Annotated in this window: 21 protein-coding genes, 1 tRNA gene and 1 pseudogene; 7 read left to right on the forward strand and 16 right to left on the reverse strand. The window is 64.4% G+C overall.

Annotated features, from left to right (window positions below; translation table 11 throughout):
• The first annotated feature begins 138 nt into the window (after positions 1-138).
• Both I6F21_RS14360 and I6F21_RS14365 read left to right on the forward strand, forming a co-directional pair.
• Complete coding sequence (locus tag I6F21_RS14360; RefSeq protein ID WP_249781902.1) at positions 139-1530, forward strand: deoxyribodipyrimidine photo-lyase; 1392 nt, start codon at positions 139-141, stop codon at positions 1528-1530.
• A gap of 66 nt (positions 1531-1596) precedes the next feature.
• Complete coding sequence (locus I6F21_RS14365) at positions 1597-1890, forward strand: hypothetical protein (RefSeq protein ID WP_036011186.1); 294 nt, start codon at positions 1597-1599, stop codon at positions 1888-1890.
• A 116-nt stretch (positions 1891-2006) separates the two neighbouring features.
• Here the strand turns inward: I6F21_RS14365 and I6F21_RS14370 are convergent, their stop codons facing one another.
• Positions 2007-2879, reverse strand: a complete 873-nt coding sequence (locus tag I6F21_RS14370; protein WP_225139888.1) for a DMT family transporter — start codon at positions 2877-2879, stop codon at positions 2007-2009.
• Between the two features lie 99 nt (positions 2880-2978).
• Complete coding sequence (locus I6F21_RS14375) at positions 2979-3425, reverse strand: hypothetical protein (protein ID WP_036011182.1); 447 nt, start codon at positions 3423-3425, stop codon at positions 2979-2981.
• Between the two features lie 297 nt (positions 3426-3722).
• Here I6F21_RS14375 and I6F21_RS14380 point away from each other — a divergent pair, with 297 nt between their 5' ends.
• On the forward strand, positions 3723-3986 hold the full coding sequence (locus tag I6F21_RS14380) for a hypothetical protein (RefSeq protein ID WP_225113203.1): 264 nt from the start codon (positions 3723-3725) through the stop codon (positions 3984-3986).
• 24 nt (positions 3987-4010) lie between these two features.
• Here the strand turns inward: I6F21_RS14380 and I6F21_RS14385 are convergent, their stop codons facing one another.
• Both I6F21_RS14385 and I6F21_RS14390 read right to left on the reverse strand, forming a co-directional pair.
• Positions 4011-4472, reverse strand: coding sequence for a host attachment protein (locus I6F21_RS14385; RefSeq protein WP_036011176.1), 462 nt, complete (start codon positions 4470-4472; stop codon positions 4011-4013).
• A 38-nt stretch (positions 4473-4510) separates the two neighbouring features.
• Positions 4511-4921, reverse strand: coding sequence for a DUF3775 domain-containing protein (locus I6F21_RS14390; protein WP_036031620.1), 411 nt, complete (start codon positions 4919-4921; stop codon positions 4511-4513).
• 247 nt (positions 4922-5168) lie between these two features.
• Here I6F21_RS14390 and I6F21_RS14395 point away from each other — a divergent pair, with 247 nt between their 5' ends.
• Both I6F21_RS14395 and I6F21_RS14400 read left to right on the forward strand, forming a co-directional pair.
• Complete coding sequence (locus tag I6F21_RS14395; RefSeq protein WP_036031624.1) at positions 5169-5453, forward strand: hypothetical protein; 285 nt, start codon at positions 5169-5171, stop codon at positions 5451-5453.
• A gap of 325 nt (positions 5454-5778) precedes the next feature.
• A complete protein-coding gene (locus I6F21_RS14400; RefSeq protein WP_225113206.1) occupies positions 5779-6741 on the forward strand; it encodes an AraC family transcriptional regulator in 963 nt (320 codons plus the stop codon).
• A 73-nt stretch (positions 6742-6814) separates the two neighbouring features.
• Here I6F21_RS14400 and I6F21_RS14405 read toward each other — a convergent pair.
• The 3 genes from I6F21_RS14405 to I6F21_RS14415 form a co-directional block, all read right to left on the reverse strand.
• A tRNA-Arg gene (locus I6F21_RS14405) sits at positions 6815-6891 on the reverse strand.
• Positions 6892-7040: 149 nt separating this feature from the next.
• On the reverse strand, positions 7041-7559 hold the full coding sequence (locus I6F21_RS14410; protein ID WP_225139887.1) for a hypothetical protein: 519 nt from the start codon (positions 7557-7559) through the stop codon (positions 7041-7043).
• Between the two features lie 161 nt (positions 7560-7720).
• The gene (locus I6F21_RS14415) at positions 7721-8293 is read right to left on the reverse strand and encodes a hypothetical protein (protein ID WP_036011161.1); all 573 of its coding nucleotides are present in this window, start codon (positions 8291-8293) and stop codon (positions 7721-7723) included.
• Between the two features lie 181 nt (positions 8294-8474).
• Between I6F21_RS14415 and I6F21_RS14420 the strand changes: the two genes are divergently transcribed.
• Positions 8475-8861: a VOC family protein gene (locus I6F21_RS14420; protein WP_036011159.1), complete on the forward strand. Its 387-nt coding sequence runs from the start codon at positions 8475-8477 to the stop codon at positions 8859-8861.
• A 58-nt stretch (positions 8862-8919) separates the two neighbouring features.
• Here the strand turns inward: I6F21_RS14420 and I6F21_RS14425 are convergent.
• Positions 8920-9416, reverse strand: a pseudogene (locus I6F21_RS14425) (hypothetical protein).
• Between the two features lie 255 nt (positions 9417-9671).
• On the opposite strand from I6F21_RS14425, the gene I6F21_RS14430 reads away from it, so the two are divergent.
• Positions 9672-10025, forward strand: coding sequence for a GrlR family regulatory protein (locus I6F21_RS14430; RefSeq protein ID WP_036011154.1), 354 nt, complete (start codon positions 9672-9674; stop codon positions 10023-10025).
• Here the strand turns inward: I6F21_RS14430 and I6F21_RS14435 are convergent, their stop codons facing one another.
• The 8 genes from I6F21_RS14435 to I6F21_RS14470 all read right to left on the reverse strand — a co-directional run bounded on the left by I6F21_RS14435 (position 10026) and on the right by I6F21_RS14470 (position 22912).
• Complete coding sequence (locus I6F21_RS14435) at positions 10026-12713, reverse strand: PAS domain S-box protein (RefSeq protein ID WP_036011152.1); 2688 nt, start codon at positions 12711-12713, stop codon at positions 10026-10028.
• 188 nt (positions 12714-12901) lie between these two features.
• Positions 12902-13696, reverse strand: coding sequence for an NUDIX domain-containing protein (locus I6F21_RS14440; RefSeq protein WP_225139886.1), 795 nt, complete (start codon positions 13694-13696; stop codon positions 12902-12904).
• A gap of 4 nt (positions 13697-13700) precedes the next feature.
• Entirely contained in the window at positions 13701-14654 is a 954-nt protein-coding gene (locus tag I6F21_RS14445; RefSeq protein ID WP_225139885.1) for a dihydrodipicolinate synthase family protein, read from the reverse strand.
• A 125-nt stretch (positions 14655-14779) separates the two neighbouring features.
• Positions 14780-15658: an SDR family oxidoreductase gene (locus I6F21_RS14450; RefSeq protein WP_057029663.1), complete on the reverse strand. Its 879-nt coding sequence runs from the start codon at positions 15656-15658 to the stop codon at positions 14780-14782.
• Positions 15659-15837: 179 nt separating this feature from the next.
• Positions 15838-16698: a MaoC family dehydratase gene (locus I6F21_RS14455; RefSeq protein WP_225139884.1), complete on the reverse strand. Its 861-nt coding sequence runs from the start codon at positions 16696-16698 to the stop codon at positions 15838-15840.
• Between the two features lie 197 nt (positions 16699-16895).
• Complete coding sequence (locus tag I6F21_RS14460) at positions 16896-17285, reverse strand: OB-fold domain-containing protein (protein ID WP_036011139.1); 390 nt, start codon at positions 17283-17285, stop codon at positions 16896-16898.
• Entirely contained in the window at positions 17285-18442 is a 1158-nt protein-coding gene (locus tag I6F21_RS14465; protein WP_225139883.1) for a thiolase domain-containing protein, read from the reverse strand. Before I6F21_RS14465 ends, I6F21_RS14460 begins: the two co-directional genes overlap by 1 nt.
• Positions 18443-19420: 978 nt before the next feature.
• Positions 19421-22912, reverse strand: coding sequence for an indolepyruvate ferredoxin oxidoreductase family protein (locus I6F21_RS14470; protein ID WP_225183276.1), 3492 nt, complete (start codon positions 22910-22912; stop codon positions 19421-19423).
• Positions 22913-22959: the final 47 nt, after the last annotated feature.

The raw sequence follows: 22959 nt of genomic DNA on the forward strand, positions 1-22959 counted from the left end.
TTCCTGCATATTGGTGCAATTGACTTACAGCCGCATTAACGACGGGTTCCCACCGCCGCACGCCGTACGGTTTCCAATTGGTAAACGAGGCCTTCCCTGACCCCGCCCGTCATCGTCTGGTTTCGCGACGATCTCCGCCTGTCCGACCACCCCGCCCTCCACGCCGCCGCCAAGTCCGGAGCGCCGGTGCTTTGCCTCTACGTACTGGACGAGGCGGCGGGGCGAGCGCCGGGCGGCGCGGCACGCTGGTGGCTGGCGCAGTCGCTGCGGGCGCTCGGAGCCGAGATCGCCGCGCGCGGCGGCTCGCTCGTCCTGGGCAGAGGACCGGCGGCCAAGGTGATCCCTGAGGTGGTGCGACAGAGCGGTGCCCGCGCCGTCTACTGGAACGAGATCGCGCAGGCGCCTCATCAGGCGGTTGAGCGACAGCTCCAAGCGGCCCTTGCGAAGCTCGGCATGCACGCGCAAAGCTTTCCGGGCGACTTGCTGGTCCCGCCCGCGGCGATCCGCACCAAGGACGGCCGGGGCCTGCGCGTGTTCACCCCGTTCTGGCGCCGCGTACTGGCCCTCGGCGACCCGCCAAAGCCCCTGCCCGCGCCGAAGCAGCTGCGCCCTGCACCGAGCATCGCGAGCGATGGACTGGAGAGCTGGAAGCTCGAGCCGACCACGCCCGATTGGGCGGGCGGCCTGCGCGAGGCATGGAGCCCCGGTGCCGCCTCCGCCCATCTGCGCCTGCGCGACTTCCTCAAGCACATTGTTCGAACGTATTCCGGCGATCGTGACCGTCCGGACCGAGACGGGACCTCACGGCTGTCGCCGCATCTGCGCTTCGGCGAGATCAGCCCCCGTCAGGTCTGGCACGCCGCCCGGTTTGCCGCGGCGGAAGATCCGGCACGCGGGCAAGGCGTCGAAAAATTGTTGAGCGAGCTCGGCTGGCGCGAATTCTGCCGCCACCTCCTCCACGATCACCCCAACCTTGCCGCCGAAAACCTGCAGACGAACTTCGATGCCTTCCCTTGGCAGCCCGACAAAGAAGCGCTCACCGCCTGGCAGCGCGGGCGCACCGGATACCCCATCGTCGATGCCGGCCTGCGCGAGCTCTGGCACACCGGCGTGATGCACAACCGGGTGCGGATGGTGGTGGCCTCCTTCCTGGTCAAGCACCTCCTGATCGACTGGCGCGAGGGGGAGGCCTGGTTCTGGGACACGCTGGTCGACGCGGACGCCGGCAGCAATCCTGCCAACTGGCAATGGGTCGCCGGCTGCGGCGCGGACGCTGCGCCCTATTTCCGCGTGTTCAATCCGCAGCTTCAGGGCGAGAAGTTCGATCCTGATGGAGCCTATGTTCGACGCTGGGTTCCGGAGCTGAAGGCCCTGCCCGCCAAGCTGATCCACCGGCCCTGGCAGGCAACGCCGATCGAGCTTGCGAGCGCGGGCATCACGATCGGCAAGACCTATCCGCAGCCGATCGTCGATCATGCCAGGGCACGCGAACGCGCGCTCGCCGCCTACGCAAAGATCCGCAAAGGTTGAGCGTCGCTTTGACACGATTTCGAAACCCGCTATCGTCATCGCTCCATGCAAACCGTGGGGGACGATATGGACGACGAGAAACCGATCACCGAACAGGCGATGGAGACGATCACCACTGCCGTGGAAACGACCAAGGACGCGGCAGTCACCGCAGTCAAGCAGGTGAAGAAAGCCGCCAAGAAGGTCGCGAAGAAAGTAGCGCCGAAGAAGGCGGCCAAGAAGAAAGCCAAGAAGGCTGCGAAGAAGACGACGAAGAAGGCCGCAAAGAAGTCGTCCAAGAAGGCCGCGAAAAAGTCTGCGAAAAAGGCGACCAAGAAAGCCGGCAAGTCGAAGAAGAAGGCCAAGAAGGCCAAGCGCTGATCGCACCGGAAGACGTCTCCGGGTGCGGGCGCGCCCGGAGACAGCCCGCATCTATCCTCGCCGCTTGCTCGGCGTTGAAGCACTTCCGCGTTTCCGGCGAGCCGAACTGCGTGCCGTCAGGACCGCCAATTGACCACAAAGACCGCCGCGGCGCAGAGCGCCATGCCAGCAATGGCAATCGCATCCAGCTTTTCTCCGAACAGCAGATAGGCCATCAGGGCCGTGACGGCCGGAACCAAATAGAACAGGCTCGCGACCGAGGTCGCCGCGGCGTGGCGGATCAGCCAGTACAACAGCCCGATCGATCCGATCGAGAGCGCGACCGCGAGCCAGGCGAGCGCAAGCACAAACTCCCGTGTCCAGTGCACCACGCGATCCTCGAACAGGAAGGCGCCGACCGCGAAGAAGATGGTGACCGCCACGTACTGCACGAGATTGCCGGCGCGCCAGTCGATGTGATTGCAATAGCGGCGCTGATAGAGCGTGCCGAGCGTGATGCTGACCAGCGAGACCACCGAGGCGAGCCAGCCGAGCCCGGCTTCGCCGGTCATCGGACGGTTGTGCAGGATCAGCACCACCCCCCCGAGGCCGAGCACGAGCCCGGCCCATTGCAGCGGCGTGACCCGTTCGCCGAGCCAGCGATTGGCGATGGTCGAGGTCAGGATCGGCTGCAGACCTGGAATCAGCGCCGACAGGCCGGCCGGAATCGAATGCGCGATCGCAATCGCGGTGCCGCCGAGATAGAAGCCGTGGACGAGGATGCCGGCGACGGCGCTGTGCGCGATGCCGGCGCTATCAGGCCATTTCGGCCGGGCGATTCCCGCGATGATTGCCATCAGCCCGACCACGATCGCCATGCGGATGGCGAGATAGGTCAAGGGATCGGCATTGTTGACGACGTATTTGGTGCCGATGAATCCGGTGCTCCAGAGCAGCACGAACAGGATCGGCGCGGCGCGGGCGGCCAGGGCTTCTTGATTATGATTCATTGCCGCCCTCATTGCCCGACCCTCGGCCATGCGGCAATGCGAATTTCGTGGTGACGATATGCTGCGCTGCGACGGAGGATCGCGGTCCGTCTCAGCCGCTCACCATTCGTCCGGGCAGGGATTGACGATCTTCCAGAGCTCGACCCCGTTCTTGATCTTCTTCATGTCCGTGGTGAGCCCGCCATTGCGGCGAATCCAGTCCTTCACCGTGTCGGGGTAGTAGGACATGAGATCGGAGGTACCCTCAGCGCTGGTGACCTTGATGCCGAAGGTGAACGCCTTGTCGTAATAGGCCTGGTGGAAGCCGAGGCTCGCGCGCGGCGTCACGCAGATCTTGTTCATCGGCACGATGCCGAGCACGAGCGTGCAGGCCGAATTGCAGATGCCGTCGATGATGACCCGCTCGCCCTTTTCGCGCACCCGCTTGTACTTGGCCTTGTACTCCTCGACATAGCCGCCGTGGTCGCGCGTGATGTGCAGCTCGGCGCGCGCCGGCGTGGCGGCGGCGAGGCAGAGCAACAGCAGACTCGGAAGCGTGATGCGCATGGCGAGATGACGGCGAAGGCCTTCAGGAATGTACCGGACTCGAGGGGCCGGCAAATGCCCCCGGGCCGGCGGAAGAATTCTGAACCGAATAGTCTTTGGTCATACTTGTGTGGGGAATTCGTTAAGCATCCCGAAAAGGCCAAAAATGGGCAGCTTTGGCCGCATGTCCGGCAATTCTGTCACACCCACCCGGAAATCTGCGGGATTGGCCTTGATTTCTGGCCTCCGGAGCGATGCTTGGCCGCTCGAAATTGCTATAACAGGCTGACCCATTCGAGCGGGTTCCGGAGAATCGAGATGAGCAAGTTGACGCGTGTCGCCGCGGTTGCGGCCTTGACGGCTGCGGTCCTGGCCCCCGCCCTCGCGGAGGCGAACGGCCGCCACCGGTACCACCGCTCCTACGCGAGCCCGCTGCCCTACCCGATCAGCTACCTGCACAATTACGGCCCGGGTATCACCCCCGGCACCTTCGCCTACTATGACGGCCCGGCGACCAACCACTGCTACCGCAGCGCGGCCGCTTATATTGGTCAGGACGGCCGGCGGCACCCCTGCTACTGAGGCGCCGCGGCCGCTGCGGCTCCTCTATTTGGCGGCGCCCGACCGCAGCAATTGCTTCTCGATCTCGTAGACCGGCAGCTTGACGAGGTCCTTGCCGACCTCCCCCTGAAGCGCCTTGCGCAGCCCGTCCGAATAGTCGGCGCGGATCATGCCGAGCGCACGTGGCGAGGCCACCATGGTCAGGGCCGTCGTCTCACCGGAGCTGACGGCGGCATCGAGCCGGCCGGCTAGGCTCCGCAGAAAGGCGCGCTCGGCCTCGTCGTGCCAATCGGTCTGCTCGACCGAGCTGCGTGCGCCGCCGACCGCGCCATGCAACCGGCCCGGCGCGTCGGCCCCCTGAGCGGCGGTCGCGGGATTGGGCTGCTCGTGCACCTCCCTGGTGTGGAGGTTCGGAAACATCTCGTCGCCGAGGTTTTCCAGAATGAGCGCCTTGCGCCCGTCGCACACGACCAGCCAGTCACCCTTGTCCATTCTCATCTTGTCCATCGCAACTTCTCCTTCACTTGCAGACGCCGCATCCGGCATCAGAGCTGTTCTTCGAATTCCTCGAAGGACTTGCCGAATTGCGTCATCGCCTCCTCCAGATAGTCGGCGAGCATTGGCGTACCGATCAGGTATGAGGCGGTACGCTGGTTGTGCGCCTGGGCGGCCTGGGCGCGCAGTTGACGCCAATCGGAGAGATCACCGTCGCCGCGGCCAAGCCAGGTCAGCGCCACGAGATCGATCTGCTCGTCAACATTGAGAGCGCGGATGAAGCCCGCGAGCTCGGCACGGTCGGTGCTTTCGCCGCGCCCACCGCGGCCGTAGCTCATGTCGTCGTCGCCGAAGTCCAGGATGACGCCACCCCCTCCCGCTTCGCTGTCGGACCGGCGCGATTTCGAGATGACGAAGAACACCTTCTCCGGCGAGATCGACAGATCTGGAATGACTCGCATTCAGCTCACCTTGCCCGGCAGCAGGCACCACGCCGCTGCCATGACGGCGACAGTAAGAGCCAAGGCAAACTTGCGAATTGCGCAGGATCAAGCTCAAGTCACGACACGGCCTGCCCGGCCTACGGCCCGCTGCCGAGCCGTGACGTAAGGGTCAGCTCGCCTGTTCATCTGTATTACATTTCGGTTCGGCCACAATTTGATCAGAACAACCTCGATATCCTGCATCGCGTAAGCGAAGGAAGACATCATGAACCTCACGACTGGCCGATTGGCCGCGTTCCTGTTCGGCGCCCTCGTTGCATCGTCGACGGCATCCGCCATGCCCATCGCGCCTGCACCTGCGACACCGCAGGTCTCCGGCGTCGAGCAGGTCCGCATGGTCTGCGACGCCTGGGGACGGTGCTGGTGGCGGCCGAACTATTATGGCTACTACTACAGGCCGCGGCCATATTATTACGGCCCGCGGTACTATGGGCCGCCGCGCTATTACGGGCCGCGCCATTATGGGTACTACGGCTATCGCCGCTGGTGACGTTTGAAGGGGCCTTCGGGCCCCTTCGCTTTTGCGAGATCATGTCTTGCGCAGTGGATCACTGGCCCCAAGCCGTTCATGTTTGATCTAGATCAAAGATGAGATCAGCCGAAAAGGTCACTTATGACGATTTAACCGATCGTGTTTCGGTGCTGTCAACATGAAGGTGCAGAGCGTTGAGGAACGGCGATGAGCCAACGTACCTCATGGCATGATGTCCGCAATACTACGGCCCTGAAATTCGGTTTACTGAAACTCGATGCTTCGCCATTGATGATGCAGCGATGTTCCTTTGATTGTCTCATTTCAGCGGCCGGCCAGAATCATGTTGTTCGACGACCTCGCTCCCTCCTCTGCCCTTCAACTGATCGGCTTCTCCGATGTCGATGCGTTTCGGCCGATTGAGACGATGGAGGATGCGAGGAGCATTCCGCTCGACATCCCGAACTTCGCGGCGGCCCGAGCCATCGTCTCCCTGCCGGCGTGCCGCATCATCGTGATGAGATCGTTCGCGCGGATCCTAGATACCGCTTATCGCATGTCGAGCGGGATGGTGATCCTGTCGATGAGCGACGATCTTCAGGTCAACTTCAAAGGTGTGGATCTCGACGCCCGCTTCTTCGCTGCCCTCCACGGCAACGATGAGTGCCATTTCGTCGAGCCCCGGACCAATCATCACGCCATGATCATCTTCTCCCCCGAGCTGAGAGACCGGGGCTGGTTCGACCGCGCCGACCATTTGCGCGCCCATGTCGCGAACCGGCCCGCCCTGCTCCACACCCGACAGCTCCTGCTCGACATCCTGCGCACCGCGTCAGTGCAGCCAGACCTGTTCGAGACGACCGAGGTTGCGGCCCATCTGCAGGAAGGCCTGCTGCTCGCGCTCGACGATTTGTTTCGAATCGATTCGACGTCGGATCGGAGCACCTCGGTCCACAGCGAGCGGGCGATCAAGCTCGTGCAGCGCATCGACGACTACGTCGCTACCTATCCGACCGCGCCGATCTATACAGCCGATCTCGCCCGCGAGTTCGACGTCTCGATCCGTACGCTCGGCGGCGCCGTCAGCAAGGTGCGGGGCATGAGCCTGCACCAGTACATTCGCCTGAAGAGGCTGTGGGCGACCCGCGCCCGCCTCCTCAAGGGTGGCGTCACCGTGGCCACCTGCGCACGTGCCCAAGGCTTCCATCATCTCGGCGAATTTGCCGCAGCCTACCGCGCGATCTTCCACGAGGCGCCCTCCGACACGCTGGCACGCGGCCGGCAAAGCGGTGTCCCGGCAGGCTGATGGACGCCGCAGGCCCTCGCGGCGGTGACCCGGCATCCTCGCCGCTTTAGAACATATATGGAACAAAGAGGACTGGCGCGCTCGGAAGGATTCGAACCTCCGACCCTCGGAATCGAAATCCGATGCTCTATCCAGCTGAGCTACGAGCGCCCTGGCCCGAGTAGCGGGCCACCGAGATCCGCCGGCCGGCACTGGCGAGGAGCCAGCACACCCGACGGCGGTCGGATTGGTTCGAATTAGCAGAGAGGCCGGCCAATAAAAAGCCCTTCCCACCTCGATCGAGGCAGCCGAAGGCGCCGTCACCAAGTCGTGCTGAAGAGACCGAAATGCGGCTGCTGAGCGACCAGCATCATGGGGCGGCCCGGCTGATGCGCCGGTTGCGTCCTGACGATCTTACGCTTGGGCTGAGCCTGGACAGGAGACGCTTGGGCCTGGAACGTCTGGGGCTGGCCCGCGTCGGACTTCCTCGCTGCGGCGGTCCCGGCCCTCGGCTCTGGCGTGAACTGGGCGAAGGTCTCGCGCACCCGCGTCTTGGCAGACATCTCGGCCAAAGCCGGCGACCGGCTCTCCTGTACCGGTGGCTGGGGAGCCGCAACTGCGGCAGTCTGAACCGCGGGTGCGACAATCGTCGGCTGGCTGGTGTCGAGGACGACGCGCTCAGGCAGATGGCGGTCGGACCGGATTCGGATCAGCGGCTGGTCGTTGCTTGCGGTCGCGACGGCCTGCGCTACGGGCGCCGCCGGGAAAACGAAATCCGCCGCGAACAGCAGTGTGAGCAAAGCTCCACCGACAAAGATGAAATACCTAAAGATGGGCATTGGCCGCGCTCCGCCCCCCGCATCCCCGCGTGGGCTCTGCTCGCCTCAACAGGCGATCTTCCAATTGGTTCCTGGCCCAGCCGTTCGGTTCAAATGGTGATGCATAGTTTTCGGCCAAGGACTGCAGAAGGTAACTTTTCAGCTACCGGGACAAGTCGCCTTCAAGCACGGCGTGCTGCAACCGGGGAACATTTTGCCTGATCGGCATTCACGTTAACGAAGCCGATCGGGATACGCACAAAGGTCTTGCGGCTCTTCATGCTGACCGGATCCGCCAGCACGCGGCTGCGGTCGGTCAGATGACTTCCATCGCGCCGCGTGAAGGCGCAGACGATCTCGACATCCTTTACGGCATAGTCGTTGTCGTTTCGCAGCGTGAACGTCACCAGGGCTTTGGAGCCGAGGCCGCCGCGACGCCAGGTCTGTGATGAAATCCTGAGACGACCAAGTTCTGCTGTCGCCGGCACCTGAGCTTCGGACACTGGCGAGGCTACTTTGGACGCATCGCCGGAGGGAGGCGCTTCAACAGCCGCCAGCTCAGGCCTCACCGGCTCAGCACTGTTGCCCTTGGAGAGAGGTAGCAGCATCCAAATGCCGCAACCGACGATGATTGCCGCCAACAGCCATAGAAGGCTTCGGCCAAATGAGACGCTCGCAATCGTCACCGCCCGCGCCAGTCGTTCGCCGGTGCCGGCCAAGCGCCCCAATCCGAGTCGGTCGAGCCTCGCATTCATGGTTGCACACCGATCGCGACCGCAGCACCATCGAAGATGGATTTAGTCACAGCTTACCTTAATTCGGGCGACGAACTAAGGTTCCCCCAACGTCATGCGAGTCGGCAACGGCGGTGGTGGCCACCGGCGATACTGCTAGCATGCGCCGTAGCATCGAATAGACCCGTTGGGAGAGTATGAAATGCCGTTCGCCGTCGCTTGGGATCACGTCCATCTGCGCAGCCCCGATCCAGAGGCCACTGCGGCCTGGCTGCAGGACATCCTTGGTGGCGAGATCGTGCGCGCGCCGGGACGAATCGACGTGAACCTCGGCGGAGCCAGGATCTTCATCGCGCCGCTCGAGGGCGACAGCGCCGTCAGCCCGCCACCTCCGCACCCGCATCAGGGCCTCGACCATTTCGGCTTGACGGTGAAGGACATCGACGCGGTCGCCGCCGAAATCAAGGCCAAGGGTGTCACGTTCACGCGCGAGCCGACGACCATCCGTCCCGGCGTACGCATCTGCTTCATCCGCGGGCCTGAAGGCATCTCGATCGAGCTGCTCGAGCGCGACAAGAAATATACCTGACGCGACGGAGCGCCCCGCCGTCCAGGCACCGAGCCGGCGACGACGTCACGCCCGAAGGCTAAGTCATGCTACCGGGCATAAAGCAGCGGATGGTGACACCCATGTAGCCGTAGATCGGCCAGACCATGGTGCGTCCCACCCGGTTCGGCTCCGAGATCACGGCCTCCGCGGGCACGTCGACCCAGACGAGCTCCTGCTGCTGGCCATCGAGCGCAAAGCCATAGCGCGGGACGCGAACGCGATAATGCCCGTCCTTGCTGTCCCAGTCGGAGTCCGAGAGCGCCGAACCGTCGGCATCGGAGCAGCAAGGCCCCTTGCCGCTGCGCAGACTGTCGAACCAGGCCTTCAATTCGGGATTGGTGTTGGCGAACTGTCCGCGGTCGCGCACGTGCCCCGAGGAGGCTGCGAGCGCGATCAAAGCCAACGCGGGCGCCAGCCTCGTCAGGCTTGCCCGGCGTATCGCATCACCAATCCGCCGTTGTTCGCTTTTGCAATCGTGGGACGCGCACCGTACAGACGCGGCTCATTGCCGCCGGAATCGATCCAGTTGGTCACGTTCGTCTTGCTCCAGCACCCCGCGGCCAGTGCAACAATGGTTATGCATTTCGCGGGCCAACTCTGATTCGCAACGTCGGGCCTCGCCTCACCATCAGAGCGTCACGACGGTGTCATGGACAAACCGGAACAACTACGGCTCGCAGGCCGCCGCGACCGGCCGGCAAACTGCCTCGTTGCGCGCAGGGATGGGCTTTGGCATAAAAGCGGGACCGGTTGCGCCATTGGGCGATGGCGGCCGGCCTACGGGACGTTATGAAAAACGGCCTCTATTCAATTCACGTCACCCTGCTCGATGGTCGAGTCGGCAAGGGCAGCGGCGTGATTCTCTTCCGCGACGGCAAGATTCTCGGCGGCGATGCCTACCTGTATTACACCGGCAGCTACACGGTGAAGGACAACAACAGCTTCAAGGGCGAGGTGTTGGTGCAACGGCACACCTCGCCTCGAGGCGATGACAATCCGCTGTTCGGCGGCCCTGCCCCGGTCGGCATCGGCGTCACCGGCACGTTCACGGACACGCGCGGACAGATGACCGGCACCGCGCTGGTCGGCAAGGCCAGCCAGATCTTCGGCGCGACGCTGCACAAGCTTGCAGACGTCGATTAGCTATTCCGCGGCCTGTTCGAGCGGCGCCACACGCGGCAGGATCATCTGGATGCGCGTACCGCCACCCGGTTCGGAATCGAGATCGAGCCGGCCACCGAGCCGGTTGGTGACGATGCTGTAGACGATGTGCAGCCCGAGGCCGGTGCCGCCTTGGTCGCGCCGCGTGGTGAAAAACGGATCGAAGGCGCGGCGACGGACGTCGAGCGACATGCCGCAGCCATTGTCGGAGAAGATGATCTCGACGTTGTCCTTGCCGGACTCGCGCACCTGGATCTCGATCGTCCCGGGCCGGCCGTCCGGGAAGGCGTGCGCCACCGAGTTCAGAAACAGATTGGTCAGCACCTGGCCGTACGGGCCGGGATAGCTGTTCATGGTCAGGTCCGGCTGACACTCGACGTTGAGCGTCAGATTGTGCTTACGCAGGCCCGGCCGCAGGCTCATCACCACCTGCTCGGTGAGGTCACCGAGATCGAAAGTACGCTGATCCGAATAATTGCGGTCGGCGGCGACCTGCTTGAACGACTGGATCAGCTCGGCGGCGCGGTTGAGATTGGAGACGAGCTGCGAGGACGCATCGCGGCTGGTACTGAGGAAATCGTTGAGCGTGGAGCGGCGCAGCTCGCCGCGCTCGACTTCGGCGGTGAACATGGCGGTCTTGCGCTCCAGCGCGGAGGCGACGGTGAGACTGATGCCGACGGGATTGTTGACCTCGTGGGCGACGCCGGCGACGAGGCGCCCGAGCGCGGCCAGCTTCTCGGCCTCGATCAGGGAGGCCTGGGTCTCGCGGAGATTGCGCAGCGCGGTTTCGGCGGCTTCCTTGGCCTTGCGCATCTCCTGCTCGCCGCGCTTGCGCTCGCCGATATCGAGCGCAACGGTCACGATCCGCTCGATCTCGCCCTCGGCGTCGAGCAGCGGCAACTTGTTGACCAGCCATTGCCGCATGTTGCCGGAGGCGTCCTGATACTCCTCCTCGTAGAAACCGAGACCTTTTCGAAGCTTGAGCACCCGCTTGTCGCTCTCGTCCGACTTGGATGCGCCGTAGCGCGACATCAGGTCGGCCGTGGTGCGGCCGAGCGCCTCGCCGGGCTCGATGCCGAAGATGCCGGCCATGTAGCGGTTCATCAGCACGTAGCGCAGATTGCGATCCTTGACGTTGATCACCGCCGGCACGGTGTCGATGACCTGCTGGAGCAGGCGCCGGCCTTCGGCGATGGCTTCCTCCGCCCGCTTCTGGTCGGTGATGTCGCGCAGCGTGCCCTCGTAGCGGATGATGTTGCCCGCTTCGTCTCGCACGCCCGTGGCGCTGTCGGAGAGCCAGAGGATGTCGCCGCTGCGCTGGCGCACCTGATACTCGAACTCGCGCACCATGCCGTCGCGCGCCATCAACCGCTGGTATTCGGCGCGCGCCTCGGGGTGGACGTAGATCGTGTGGGCGATGTCGCTGATGCTGTCGATCAGCTGCTGCGGGCTGTCGTAGCCCATCATGCGCGCCAGCGCGGGATTGGCGTTGAGGAGGTCACCGGCCGGGGTCGTCACGTAGATGCCGTCGATGGAGCCTTCGAACAGTTTTCGATAGCTCTCCTCGGCGAGCCGCTGCTCGGTGAGCGCGCGCACCGCCGCCTCGCGCGCGGTGTCGGCCTCCTCCAGCGCGCGGCGAAACACTTCGGCCGCCCGCGCAATGTCGCCGATCTCGTTGCCGAGGTCGGCGGACGGAATTGAGACATCTTTCCGGCCGGCGGCAAGCGCGCGAATGGATCGCGCGATCTGGGCGAGCGGACGCACCGTCCTGCGAACCACGAACCAGGCAGCGCCGATGCCGATCAGCACGCCGACCGTGCCGAGCACGATGCTCTGCCATCGCGCCTCGGTCAGTGTCCGGGCGAAGTCGCGCGACAGCACGTGACCGCGTCGGGAGCTGACCTCGCGCAGCAATTCGGTGACGCGGCCGATCAGCCGTCCTTCCGTTCCCAGCACCTCGCGATCGATGTCGGCGATCTGCCGCTCGCGGACGGCGACGGCCATGATCGCCTCGGCATAGTCGTTCACCGCCGACTTCAGCTTGGCATCGGCAATATCGAGCCCCCGCATTCCCTGTGCAGCCTGCTCGGCTGCGGACGGGTTGCGCGCGAGCAGCCCGATCGCGATCCGGCCCTGTGCCTCGGACAGGCGGGACGCCAGCTCGCGGTCCGCGGTGCCTTCAACCGCTGCGTCGAATTGTTCGCGCAGCGGCGGCAGTCCGGCGAGCAGCTGGGCGCGGCGGTCGATCAGCGTGGAGATCCGCTCGAGGCCGGAGCGATAGGTTGCGAGCCGCTCGGTGACCCCGTCGAGCATGTCCTGCTGCTCGGGCGCGAGCTCGATGCGGGTCTTCTTCAGGATGTCGCTGAGCGTCGAGGCCGCCTCGCCGACCTGCTGGAACTGGATGCCGGCACCGGGATCTGTGACGAAGTCGCGCGCGGCAAGACGCAGTTCGTTCATGCGGCGATCGATGTCCTCGGCGAGGTCACCGACGCTCTGCAGCCGCTGCAGCTCGGCGAAGGTCGAATCGATGTGCCGGATCGCAATCACGCTCGCAGTCGAGGTGACAATGATCACCGCCAGCACCAACAGGAAGCTACCGAAGGTGAGCTGGCCGATGGAGAGCGAGAAAGTTCGCCTTTTCTCAGGGGACGGCTTCAATTCGGCGGACATTGGTGGTTTGAGGACCGGACTGCTGGAGGTCCAATATACGACGTAATGCTGCCCGGGGGGAACATGCCTCGGGACGCGGAATATCGTTAATATCGGGACTTGGCGCCCGCTTCAGCTTTACGACAGTTTGACGATGGCTGCCCCTGCGGCCCGGGATTCGTCGATACTTCGTTGCGTGTCGAAGTGTACTAGCCGACGGCCCCGACCTCGAACACCTCGCCGTCATAGCCGGCCTCGCTGGGGATGCGGAGCTGACGGCCGGTTTCGGTTTTGGTCATCACCGGCATCACCGTAACGATCGAGAGGCCGCGGGCGTGCTCCAGCGCCGCGCTCACGCTTCCCTGCTTGGCGAGCCGGATCAGGTTGCGTGTGGTCGGGAACGGCAGCTTGAAACGGCCGCTCTCCCCGCCCTCCACCGCCTCGCGCGGCGACACCCAGATCGAATCGGTGGATTCCCGTCCGTCATGGGCACCGAGCTGGTCGGGCGGTGCCGCGGCCAGGAAGAACCAGGTGTCGAACCGCTTCGGCATGCCCTCGGGCGTGATCCAGTGCGCATAGGGCACGAGCGTGTCGAGCGCGAGCTGGAGATTGTTGTCGGCGAGAATGCTGAGGAAGCTGATCTTGTGCTCGTTCAGCGCAACGCGATGCTTGTCGGCGATCTCCCCTGCTCGCCCGGCATCGATTGGCGTACCCGTGTCCTTCGACCGCGCCAGCAGGATCCCGCTCTCCTCGAAGGTCTCGCGGATCGCGGCGATCCGGAAGCCGCGGTCCGCTTCGCTGAGGCTTTCGCCGCCCGAATAGAGGTCGGCGCGGGCGACGATCTCGTTGTCGCCGGCATCGACGCTGCCACCGGGAAACACCAGCGCGCCCGAGTTGAACTCGATCTGATGATGGCGGACCATCATGAAGACTTCGATTTCCTTAGCGCCGTCGCGCAGCAGGAGGATCGTCGAGGCCGGGCGTGATGCTGATGTCTCGGCCATGCAACTAGCCTGCGGCGCTGGATTGCGGGCCGAGATTGGCGCGCTTGTCGAAACGGGCGACCCGCGACAAGAGATAGTCGACCTCGGCCTTCGCCGTCGCCGTCATCGTCGCACCGGGCTTGCGCTGCGCGCTGGAGGCGATGATGCCGCGCTTCTGCAGCACGTATTTGCGCACGGTGAGGCCGACGCCGGGCTGCTGCTCGTAACGGATCAGCGGCAGATGCGCGTCGAAGATGTCATGCGCAGCGTCGCGCTTGCCGGCCTTGGAGAGGTCCACGACGTCGATCAGGAGCTCCGGGAAGGCGTAGCCGGTCATGGCGCCGTCGGCGCCGCGCTCCATCTCGAAGTCCAGGAAGGTGCCGCCATTGCCGCAGAGGATCGAGAGCGGACGGAGCGAGCCGTCCTTCTGGAAGCCGCGTAGTGTCGAGATCTTCTCCAGGCCCGGCCAGTCCTCGTGCTTGAGCATCACGCAGTTCGGATTGTCCATGACGATCTTGCGGATCACGGCGGGGGTGAACACCACCTGCAAGGTCAGCGGATAGTCCTGCAGCACCCAGGGCACATCAGGGCCGATGGCTTCCGCCGCCTGCTTGAAATAGCCGATGATCTGGTCGTCGGTGCGAAGCGAGGGCGGCGGCGCGATCATGACGCCGGCCGCGCCCGCATCCATCGAAGCCTTGGCCAGCGAACGCATGGTGGCAAAGCCCGGCGCGGAGACGCCGACGATCACCTGCATCTTCTTGGCGCGCTTGACGTAGCGCACCGCGACCTGCTCGGCCTCGACGGCATCAAGCTTGGGGGCTTCACCAAGAATGCCCAGCACCGTGACGCCGTCGCAGCCGACCTCCTCGTAGAAATCGGTCAGGCGGTCGATCGAGCGCTCGTCGATCCGGCCGTCGTCGTGGAACGGCGTCGGCGCGATTGCGAAAGTGCCCTTGGCGTCGGCGGTGAGTTTCATCGGTCCTCGTCTTTCTCTAATCTGTCATTCCGGGGCGCGACGCAGTCGCGAGCCCGGAATCCATAACCACGATCCGGAGTATGGATCCCGGGCTCACGCTTCGCGTGCCCCGAGATGACGGCCTTCTAAAACCGCCGTGCCCCCATCTTGATCTGCTCCTCGGAGAAGAAGATCTCCTTGGCATGATCGACAATGTCCTGGGCGTTCCAGCCCGAGTGCGGCGGCTTCCAGCCTTCCATTTCCATCATCCGCATCTCGCGCACGCCGCGGGGCCCGGACACGCCCAGCACCTTGCCGGTCTGGTCGCCCGACAAGTCGCTGACCATGTATAGCACGGCCGGCGCGATGCCGTCCGGCCCGAGCGCGGCGCCGGGGTTCTCCTTATAGCGGGGCAGGTCTGCGGTCATGCGGGTCAGGGCGCCCGGGGCCAGCGTCCAGATCCGGATGTTGTACTTGCGGCCCTCGATCGCGAGCACGTTGGACAGGCCCCAGATGCCGCCCTTGGCCGCGCCGTAATTGGTCTGGCCGAAATTGCCGATCAGCCCTGACGTCGAGGAGGTGTTGACGATGACGCCGCCGCCGTTTTCCCGCATCCAGCGAAACACCGGCATGGTGCAACAAAAGGTACCCTTCAGATGGACCTTGATGACCTTGTCCCAGTCGGCCTCGCTGGCCTTGTGAAAGGTCTGGTCGCGCAAAATGCCGGCATTGTTGACCAGGATGTCGGCCCGGCCGAAATGCTTGATGGCGTCGTCGAACACCGACTGGCCGCCTTCCATGGTGGAGATGTCGGCACCGTTCGCGACCGCCTTGCCGCCCTGGGCCCTGATCGCGTCCACGACCTGCTGCGCCATGGACTTGTCGGCGCCGGAGCCGTCGCGGGGACCGCCGAGATCGTTGACCACGACCGAGGCCCCCTCCCGCGCAAACAGCTTTGCATAGGCCTCACCGAGCCCACCGCCCGCGCCGGTGATCAGCGCGACCTTGCCGTCGAGTAGTCCCATGGTGGCGTCTCCGTGTTTGTTTTCTTTCTAACCTCTCCCCGCCTGCGGGGAGAGGTCGGATCGCTCTTGCGATCCGGGTGAGGGGGTACAGGTCTCAATACCGGCCCGACTCGTGGTGAGAGCCCCTCACCCCACCCTCTCCCCGCAAGCGGGGCGAGGGAGTGAAACGCCGGTGCCCACTAACCCAGCACCGTCTTGCCGTTCTTGATCACCGTCACCCCGCGCGACTTCACCTTGGCTTCGAACGCGATCACGTTGCCGTCCTTCCAGAGGTCCATGGTCACGGTCTCGCCGGGATAGACCGGCGAGGAGAACCGCGCGACGTGCTGACGGAAGGCGCTCGCATCGTAGTCGGCATAGGTCTGGAGCACGCCGCGGCAGGTGATGCCGTAGGTGCACATGCCGTGCAGGATCGGACGCGGGAAGCCGGCTTTCTTGGCGAACTCGGGATCGGAGTGCAGCGGGTTGCGGTCGCCGCAGAGGCGATAGACCAGCGCCTGGTCGGGGCGCGTGGTGATGTCGATGGTCTTGTCCGGCTCGCGCGATGGGATCTTGTGCGGATCGGGCTGGGTCAGGTTCGGCCCGCCGAAGCCGCCATCGCCGCGGGCAAAGCGCGAGGCGACCAGCGTTGCCAGCTTCTCGCCCTTCTCGTTCTTCAGCACGGTCTGGTGAACGATGACCACGCCCTTGTCCTTGCCCTTGTCGTAGACTTCGAGCACCGAGGAGTCGGCGGTGATGTTGGCGGCGACCGGCAGCGGCTGGTGGAAGGTGATGTCCCGTTCGCCGTCGACCACCATGACGCGGTTGAGATTCATCTCGCCCGGGCCCGAGCCCCAGGCCGCGACAGAGGCGAAGGTCGGCACCACCTTCAGCGGCCGCGGCGTGAACGTGCCCTCGTTGACGAAGGCGAGTTCGTTCTCGTCCATGGGATCGGCACCGAGGCCGATGCCGTAGGCGTAGAGCATGACTTCGCGATCGGTGTAGGCGTATTTCTGGCCGAGATTTTTCAGGCTTTTGAGCTCTTCGTATCTGGCGGACATTCTTCTGGTTTCTCCCGGGATTTCACCGGCGCTTACTGATGCGCCCTCTCCCCTTGCGGGAGAGGGCTCCGAGGTGCCGGCCACATACGCGTTTGGGTGAGGGGTTGCTTCCACGTTGAAGATTCTCTCCGTGGAGAGAACCCCTCATCCGGCGCTTCGCGCCACCTTCCCCCGCAAGGGGGGAAGGAAGAAAGCAATCAAGCCACCGTGAAGAACGGCAGCGGGGCGCCGTCGGTCGGCTTGAACACCACCTTCACCTTCTGACCGATCTTGAGCTTCTCCAGATCGCAGTCGACGAAATTGGTCTGCACCGATGGCCCCTCCTTCAGCGTGACGTAGCCGATGGCGTAAGGACCGGTCGGCGATTTCCGCATCAAGCTGTAGGTGTAGATCGTGCCCTCGCCCGAGGCCTGCTCCCACACCGTCTTGTCGGAGTAGCAGAACGGGCAGATCGAGCGCGGGAAGTAATGCGCTTCGCCGCAGGCGGTGCAGCGCTTGATCATGAACTTGCCCTCTTTCGCGGCGTCCCAGAACGCTGATGTCTCGGGATTCGTCACCGGGGCCGGATACTTTTTCACTTCGCTCATCACACGCGCTCCAGAATGGCGGTCGAGGCGGCGTGGCGGACGCCGAGGAGGCCGCCGGTGCCGTGGGCGATGGCGAGATCGCAATTCTTGACCTGCACCTTCGGATGCGCCTCGCCGCGCAGCTGCCTGACGGCCTCGAGGATCTTGGTCATGCCGCCGCGGTTGACGGGGTGGTTGCTGCAGAGGCCGCCACCATCGGTGTTGAACGGCAGCTTGCCGACGCCCGAGATCAGGTTGCCGTCGGCGACGAACTTGCCGCCCTCGCCCTTCTTGCAGAAACCGAGGTCTTCGAGCTGCATCAGCACGGTGATGGTGAAGCTGTCATAGATCGAGGCGTATTTGATGTCCTTCGGCGTGATGCCGGCTTCCTCGAACGCACGCGGACCGGACCAGACGCCGGCGGAGTAAGTGAGGTCGAGATCTTTGCCGCCGCGCGGGCCCTTCATCGCCTCGCCATGGCCGATCAGGCGCACCAGCGGCTTCTTCAGGCTCTTGGCAATCTCCGGCGTCGTCACGATCAGCGCGCCGCCGCCGTCGGAGACGACGCAGCAATCCATGCGATGCAGGGGATCGGAGATCATCGGCGAGTTCAGGACGTCCTCGACAGTGACCACGTCCTTGAGCATCGCATGCGGATTGTACTGCGCGTGATGCGAGGCCGCGACCTTGATCCAGGCGAGCTGCTCGGAGGTGGTGCCATAGTCGTGCATGTGGCGCATGGCACACATGCCATAGGCATTGTGCGTGGTCGCCCCGTAAGCGGTTTCGAAATCGACCTCGGCGCCGGAAGCGCGCGGCGGCATCGCGCCGGTGCGCGGCTTGCCGGCGAGCGTCACGAGCGCGATCGAGCATTTGCCCGCGGCGATCGCCTCGGCGGCATGGCCGAGATGGATGATGTAGGAGCAGCCACCGGTCTCGGTGGAATCAATGTGGCGAAGCCTCTTGGTGTTCAGGCCGAGATAATCGACCATCGGCCAGGCGCCGCCGGGCGCGTCGCCCGCACAGAAATAGCCGTCGATATCATCCTTGCTGATCCCGGCATCCTCGATCGCGCCCTTGGCGACCTCGGCGTGGAGCTGGGCGGTGGATTTGTCCGGCGCATGCCGGGTCGGGTGTTCGTAGATCCCGGCAATGTAGGCCTTGCCCTTGATGGTCAAAACTTCAGTCTCCGCTCGCGTCTCGTTCGTGGCTCTTTTTTTGGCTCTTTTTTCTGAACCGCACCGGGCTGATTGGCAAGCGCGGAAATATTCCGCCCCGCGAGAGGGTAGTGGATTGGCGCAAGGGGAGCACATCCGAAAATCCGCCCCAGATAGCAAGCGAACCTGCCCTCCGCGTCGTCATTGCGAGGAGCCCTTGCGACGAAGCAATCCAGAGCCCCCTCCATTGAGGAATTCTGGATTGCTTCGCTACGCTCGCAATGACGGAGTTTGTTGCCACTGATGGCGCTGCTTCAACTCAAGACTCGCTCGCAGACACACGCCCGCATCCTCGCGGCACATCTCGCCCGAGTTTTGCTCCCGTCTTGCTCCCTCCGAAGACAGAGGGCGCAGGGAAGACCGGGTGCCGGCTGGGCACCCATGGTCCGCTGTGCGCGAATTGCGCGAAAAACAGATGCACAGCGGCATACAGGTGAAGCCCAACATCCGGCCTTCCCTGCGCAGTGGCTTTACGGCTTATGTCGCGCTCTCCCCGGGGAGCGATGCACTATTGCCCCCGTCGCCTTGCGAGAGAGACCCGCACGACTTGACGCACAGACCCCGGGCGTCAGGACCACACGATTTTGCCGTACGCGAGACCGCGCCCGTCGTGCGCGCGAAAGACTCGCGCGACGCAGCCCGCGTCCACCGCCGCTCACCCCGCGTTTCGTGACGATCGCGATACGCCCCTCTGAGAGGGATGAGGTGGCGGACAGATACGATAATTCCGAATTTCGGTAAAGCGGAATTTTTTTGCGCGACCGGCTTGACCATGGCTTGAGTGTTTTGCCCGACGCGTAGTGCTAGGGGTGGTGTCGTAGGGTGGGTTAGCCGAAGGCGTAACCCACCGCTTCGCTCTCAGCGGCGGCAGAAGCGGTAGGTTACGCCCCGCGAACGCGCTTCGCGCATTCACAAGGCTAACCCACCCTACGGGAGCGCCTACTCCGCCGCGATCTGCCGGGGCGCCGGCGGCGGGTTGGCCAAATCCGCGGCGAGCTGGGCGTAGCGGGCCTTGGCGTCGTGTACGGCCTTCTCCTTCACGGGGCCGTAGCCGCGGATGCGGTCGGGCAGTGAGAGCAGCTCGACCGCGGTGTCAATCGTGAGCGGCGACAACAGGCCGAGCACGGTGGCGACGTCCTTCTCGTAGCTGGCGATGAGATCGCGCTCGAGCTTGCGGTCGGCGCTGCGGCCGAAGATGTCGAACGGCGTGCCGCGCAGGAACTTGAACTTGGCCAGCACTCGGAAGACCTTCAGCATCCACGGGCCGAAGGCGCGCTTCTTCGGGCGCCCAAGTGCATCGACACCGCTGCTGAGGATCGGCGGCGCGAGATTGAAGTTGAACTTGAAGTCGCCCTCGAACTGGTCGCGGAGCTGCTGCTCGAAGGCGCCGTCGGTGTAGAGGCGCGCCACTTCGTATTCGTCCTTGTAGGCCAGGAGCTTTGCATAATTCACGGCGACCGCGCGCGGCAGTGCATCGCCATAGCCGCCCTTCGCGGCGGCATCGCGGACCTGGTCGACCAGCTTGCGATAGCGCTTGGCGAGACGAGCGTTCTGGTAGGCGGTCAGATGCTTGGCACGGTGCTCGATGACCTCGTCGAGCGTCATGGCATCGAGCGCCTTCGGCGCAGCCACTTCGTCCCCGCCCTTCAGCATATCCGCAAGGCGCTTGGGGTCGGCGACCGCGAGACGGCCAAGGCGGAAAGCTTCCTTGTTCATCTTGATCGAGACGCCATTGACCTCGATCGCCTGCTCGATCGCTTCCGCGGAGAGCGGCAACAGACCCTTCTGATAGGCATAGCCCATCATCATCATGTTGGTGGCGATGGCATCGCCGAGCAGCTGCTCGGCAGGCTTGGTGAAGTCGAAGAACACCGAATCCTTGTGCAGCGCCGTTTCCAGGAGCCCGTTCAGCTTGCGGGTCTGGAAATTGAAATCGCGATTGAGGATGAAATCGGCGGTGGGAATGACGTGGCTGTTGATGATGCCGTGGGTGCGGCTGGTGTCACAAAGGGTGATCGTGTCCTTGGCGACTGCGACGACTTCGTCGGCGGCGAGCACGAGATCGGCCGTGCCGGTGACGATGCGCGAGCAGGTCACCTCGGCCGGATGATCTGATAGCCGCACATGGCTGAGCACCGCCCCGCCCTTTTGCGCGAGGCCCGACATATCCAGGATCATCGAGGCCTTGCCCTCGATGTGGGCGGCCATGCCGAGCAGCGCGCCGATGGTGAGCACGCCGGTGCCGCCGACGCCGCCGACGGCGATGTTATAGGGCTTGTCGAGCGTCGGGCGCGAGGCCGGCTCGGGCAGCGTGCCGATCTCAGCGAGCTCGGCTGGCGCGCGGTGGCGCGGCGCGCCGCCGTCGATGGTGACGAAGGACGGACAGAATCCTTTCAGGCAGGAATAGTCCTTGTTGCAGGATGACTGGTTGATAGCGCGCTTGCGGCCGAACTCGGTCTCCAGCGGCTCGACCGAGATGCAGTTCGACTGCACCGAGCAATCGCCGCAGCCTTCGCAGACGGCCGGATTGATCATGACGCGGCGCGCCGGGTCCTCCATCAGGCCGCGCTTGCGGCGACGGCGCTTCTCGGCGGCGCAGGTCTGCACGAACACGATCGCCGAGGTGCCCTTGAACTCGCGGCACATCTTCATGACGTTGTCGAGCTCGTCGCGGTGATACTTCTTCACGCCGGGCGCGATGGTATCGGCCGGGTAAGCGTCTGGGTTTTCCGAGACCAGATAGAGCTCGCGGATGCCTTCGGCGTAAAGCTGCTGGGTGATCTGCTGCGGCGAGAGATCGCCGTCATGACGCTGGCCGCCGGTCATGGCTACCGCATCGTTGTAGAGGATCTTGTAGGTGATGTTGGCCTTGGAGGCGATCGCCTGGCGGATGGCGAGAATGCCGGAGTGGAAATAGGTGCCGTCGCCGAGATTGGCGAAGATGTGGTTCTCGTTGGTGAAGGGCGCGATGCCGACCCAGGGCACGCCCTCGCCGCCCATATGCGTGAACGTCTCGGTCGAGCGGTCCATCCACAGCGCCATGAAGTGGCAGCCGATGCCGGCCAGCGCGCGGCTGCCTTCGGGGACTTTCGTCGACGTGTTGTGGGGGCAGCCGGAGCAGAAATACGGGGTTCGGGAGACAGGCGCGACCGCCTGCATCTGGGTCGCCTGGCGGCCGTTGAACCAGTCGGCCTTGGCGCGGAGCATCTCCGCAATTTCAGGGTTGAGATCAAGTCGAAGCAGGCGCTCGGTGAGCGAGGTCGCGAGCGAGGCGACGCTGAGCTCGGCGGCGAAGGTCAGGAAGCGCTTGTCGTGCTCGTCCATCTTGCCGACGATGCGCGGGCGCACATCGTCGCGCCAGTTGAACAACACCTGCTTGACCTGGTTCTCGACGATCTCGCGCCGCTCCTCGACGATGAATATCTCCTCCAGGCCGACGGCGAATTCGTGCACGCCTTCCGGCTCGAGCGGCCAGGGCATGCCGATCTTGTAGAGACGAAGGCCGATTTTGGCGGCGACCTCCTCGGTGATGCCGAGCTCGCGTAGCGCCTGACGAACGTCCTCGTAGCTCTTGCCAGAGGCCATGATGCCGAAACGGGCGTTCGGCGAATCCATGGTGACGCGGTTGACCTTGTTAGCGCGGGCAAAGGCGATGGCGGCAAAGCCCTTGTAGTCCTGCAGGCGCCGGTCCTGCTCGAAGCGGTCGTCGGGCCAGCGCAGGTTGAGGCCGCCGGGTGGCAGCTCGAAGTCGGTGGGAATGATGAACGGCTTCATCTCGTCGGTGAGGTCGATCTCGGCGGTGGTCTCCACCGTCTCCGTGATCACCTTCATGCCGACCCAGCAGCCGGAATAGCGCGACATCGCGATGCCGAGCAGGCCCATCTCGATCATCTCGTGGATGCTCGACGGGTAGAGATACGGCATCAGTGCCGACATGAAAGCATGGTCGGACTGATGCGGGACGGTGGAGGATTTCGCGCCGTGGTCGTCGCCGGCAAGGCACAGCACGCCGCCGTTCTTGGCCGAGCCCGCGGCATTGCCGTGACGGAACACGTCGCCGCAGCGGTCGACGCCCGGGCCCTTGCCGTACCAGATGCCGACCACGCCATCGTATTTGGCGCCGGGCGAGAGGTTGAGCTGCTGCGAGCCCCATACCGCGGTCGCGGCGAGGTCCTCGTTCACGCCGGGTTGGAACTTGATATTGTACTGCTCGAGATGCTTGCGCGCGGCGAACAGCTGCTGGTCGTAGCCGCCGAGCGGCGAGCCGCGATAACCGGAGATGAAGCCCGCGGTGTTGAGGCCGTTGGCGCGGTCGCGCCGGATCTGGGCCATCGGCAAGCGGACCAGGGCCTGGATGCCCGTGGTGAAGACGTGTCCGGTCTGCTGGGTGTACTTTTGATCGAGACTGATCGGACCCTGGTTGATGCCCATGCTGTCCTCGCTTGCGCCCTGTTCAGGTCTTGCTGACTTAAGTCGTT

The sequence above is a fragment of the Bradyrhizobium sp. NBAIM03 genome (genome assembly GCF_020194055.1).
In the GTDB taxonomy this organism is placed as follows: domain Bacteria; phylum Pseudomonadota; class Alphaproteobacteria; order Rhizobiales; family Xanthobacteraceae; genus Bradyrhizobium; species Bradyrhizobium yuanmingense.

Bases quoted from the DNA above. Each gene is read 5' to 3' on its own strand.
- I6F21_RS14415 (WP_036011161.1), bottom strand. From the start codon at position 8,293: ATGAATGCGAGGCTCGACCGACTCGGATTGGGGCGCTTGGCCGGCACC.
- I6F21_RS14390 (WP_036031620.1), bottom strand. From the start codon at position 4,921: ATGCGAGTCATTCCAGATCTGTCGATCTCGCCGGAGAAGGTGTTCTTC.
- I6F21_RS14395 (WP_036031624.1), top strand. From the start codon at position 5,169: ATGAACCTCACGACTGGCCGATTGGCCGCGTTCCTGTTCGGCGCCCTC.
- I6F21_RS14440 (WP_225139886.1), bottom strand. From the start codon at position 13,696: ATGGCCGAGACATCAGCATCACGCCCGGCCTCGACGATCCTCCTGCTG.
- I6F21_RS14430 (WP_036011154.1), top strand. From the start codon at position 9,672: ATGAAAAACGGCCTCTATTCAATTCACGTCACCCTGCTCGATGGTCGA.
- I6F21_RS14445 (WP_225139885.1), bottom strand. From the start codon at position 14,654: ATGAAACTCACCGCCGACGCCAAGGGCACTTTCGCAATCGCGCCGACG.
- I6F21_RS14365 (WP_036011186.1), top strand. From the start codon at position 1,597: ATGGACGACGAGAAACCGATCACCGAACAGGCGATGGAGACGATCACC.
- I6F21_RS14435 (WP_036011152.1), bottom strand. From the start codon at position 12,713: ATGTCCGCCGAATTGAAGCCGTCCCCTGAGAAAAGGCGAACTTTCTCG.
- I6F21_RS14370 (WP_225139888.1), bottom strand. From the start codon at position 2,879: ATGAATCATAATCAAGAAGCCCTGGCCGCCCGCGCCGCGCCGATCCTG.
- I6F21_RS14460 (WP_036011139.1), bottom strand. From the start codon at position 17,285: ATGAGCGAAGTGAAAAAGTATCCGGCCCCGGTGACGAATCCCGAGACA.
- I6F21_RS14450 (WP_057029663.1), bottom strand. From the start codon at position 15,658: ATGGGACTACTCGACGGCAAGGTCGCGCTGATCACCGGCGCGGGCGGT.
- I6F21_RS14375 (WP_036011182.1), bottom strand. From the start codon at position 3,425: ATGCGCATCACGCTTCCGAGTCTGCTGTTGCTCTGCCTCGCCGCCGCC.
- I6F21_RS14400 (WP_225113206.1), top strand. From the start codon at position 5,779: ATGTTGTTCGACGACCTCGCTCCCTCCTCTGCCCTTCAACTGATCGGC.
- I6F21_RS14410 (WP_225139887.1), bottom strand. From the start codon at position 7,559: ATGCCCATCTTTAGGTATTTCATCTTTGTCGGTGGAGCTTTGCTCACA.
- I6F21_RS14385 (WP_036011176.1), bottom strand. From the start codon at position 4,472: ATGGACAAGATGAGAATGGACAAGGGTGACTGGCTGGTCGTGTGCGAC.
- I6F21_RS14380 (WP_225113203.1), top strand. From the start codon at position 3,723: ATGAGCAAGTTGACGCGTGTCGCCGCGGTTGCGGCCTTGACGGCTGCG.
- I6F21_RS14455 (WP_225139884.1), bottom strand. From the start codon at position 16,698: ATGTCCGCCAGATACGAAGAGCTCAAAAGCCTGAAAAATCTCGGCCAG.
- I6F21_RS14420 (WP_036011159.1), top strand. From the start codon at position 8,475: ATGCCGTTCGCCGTCGCTTGGGATCACGTCCATCTGCGCAGCCCCGAT.
- I6F21_RS14470 (WP_225183276.1), bottom strand. From the start codon at position 22,912: ATGGGCATCAACCAGGGTCCGATCAGTCTCGATCAAAAGTACACCCAG.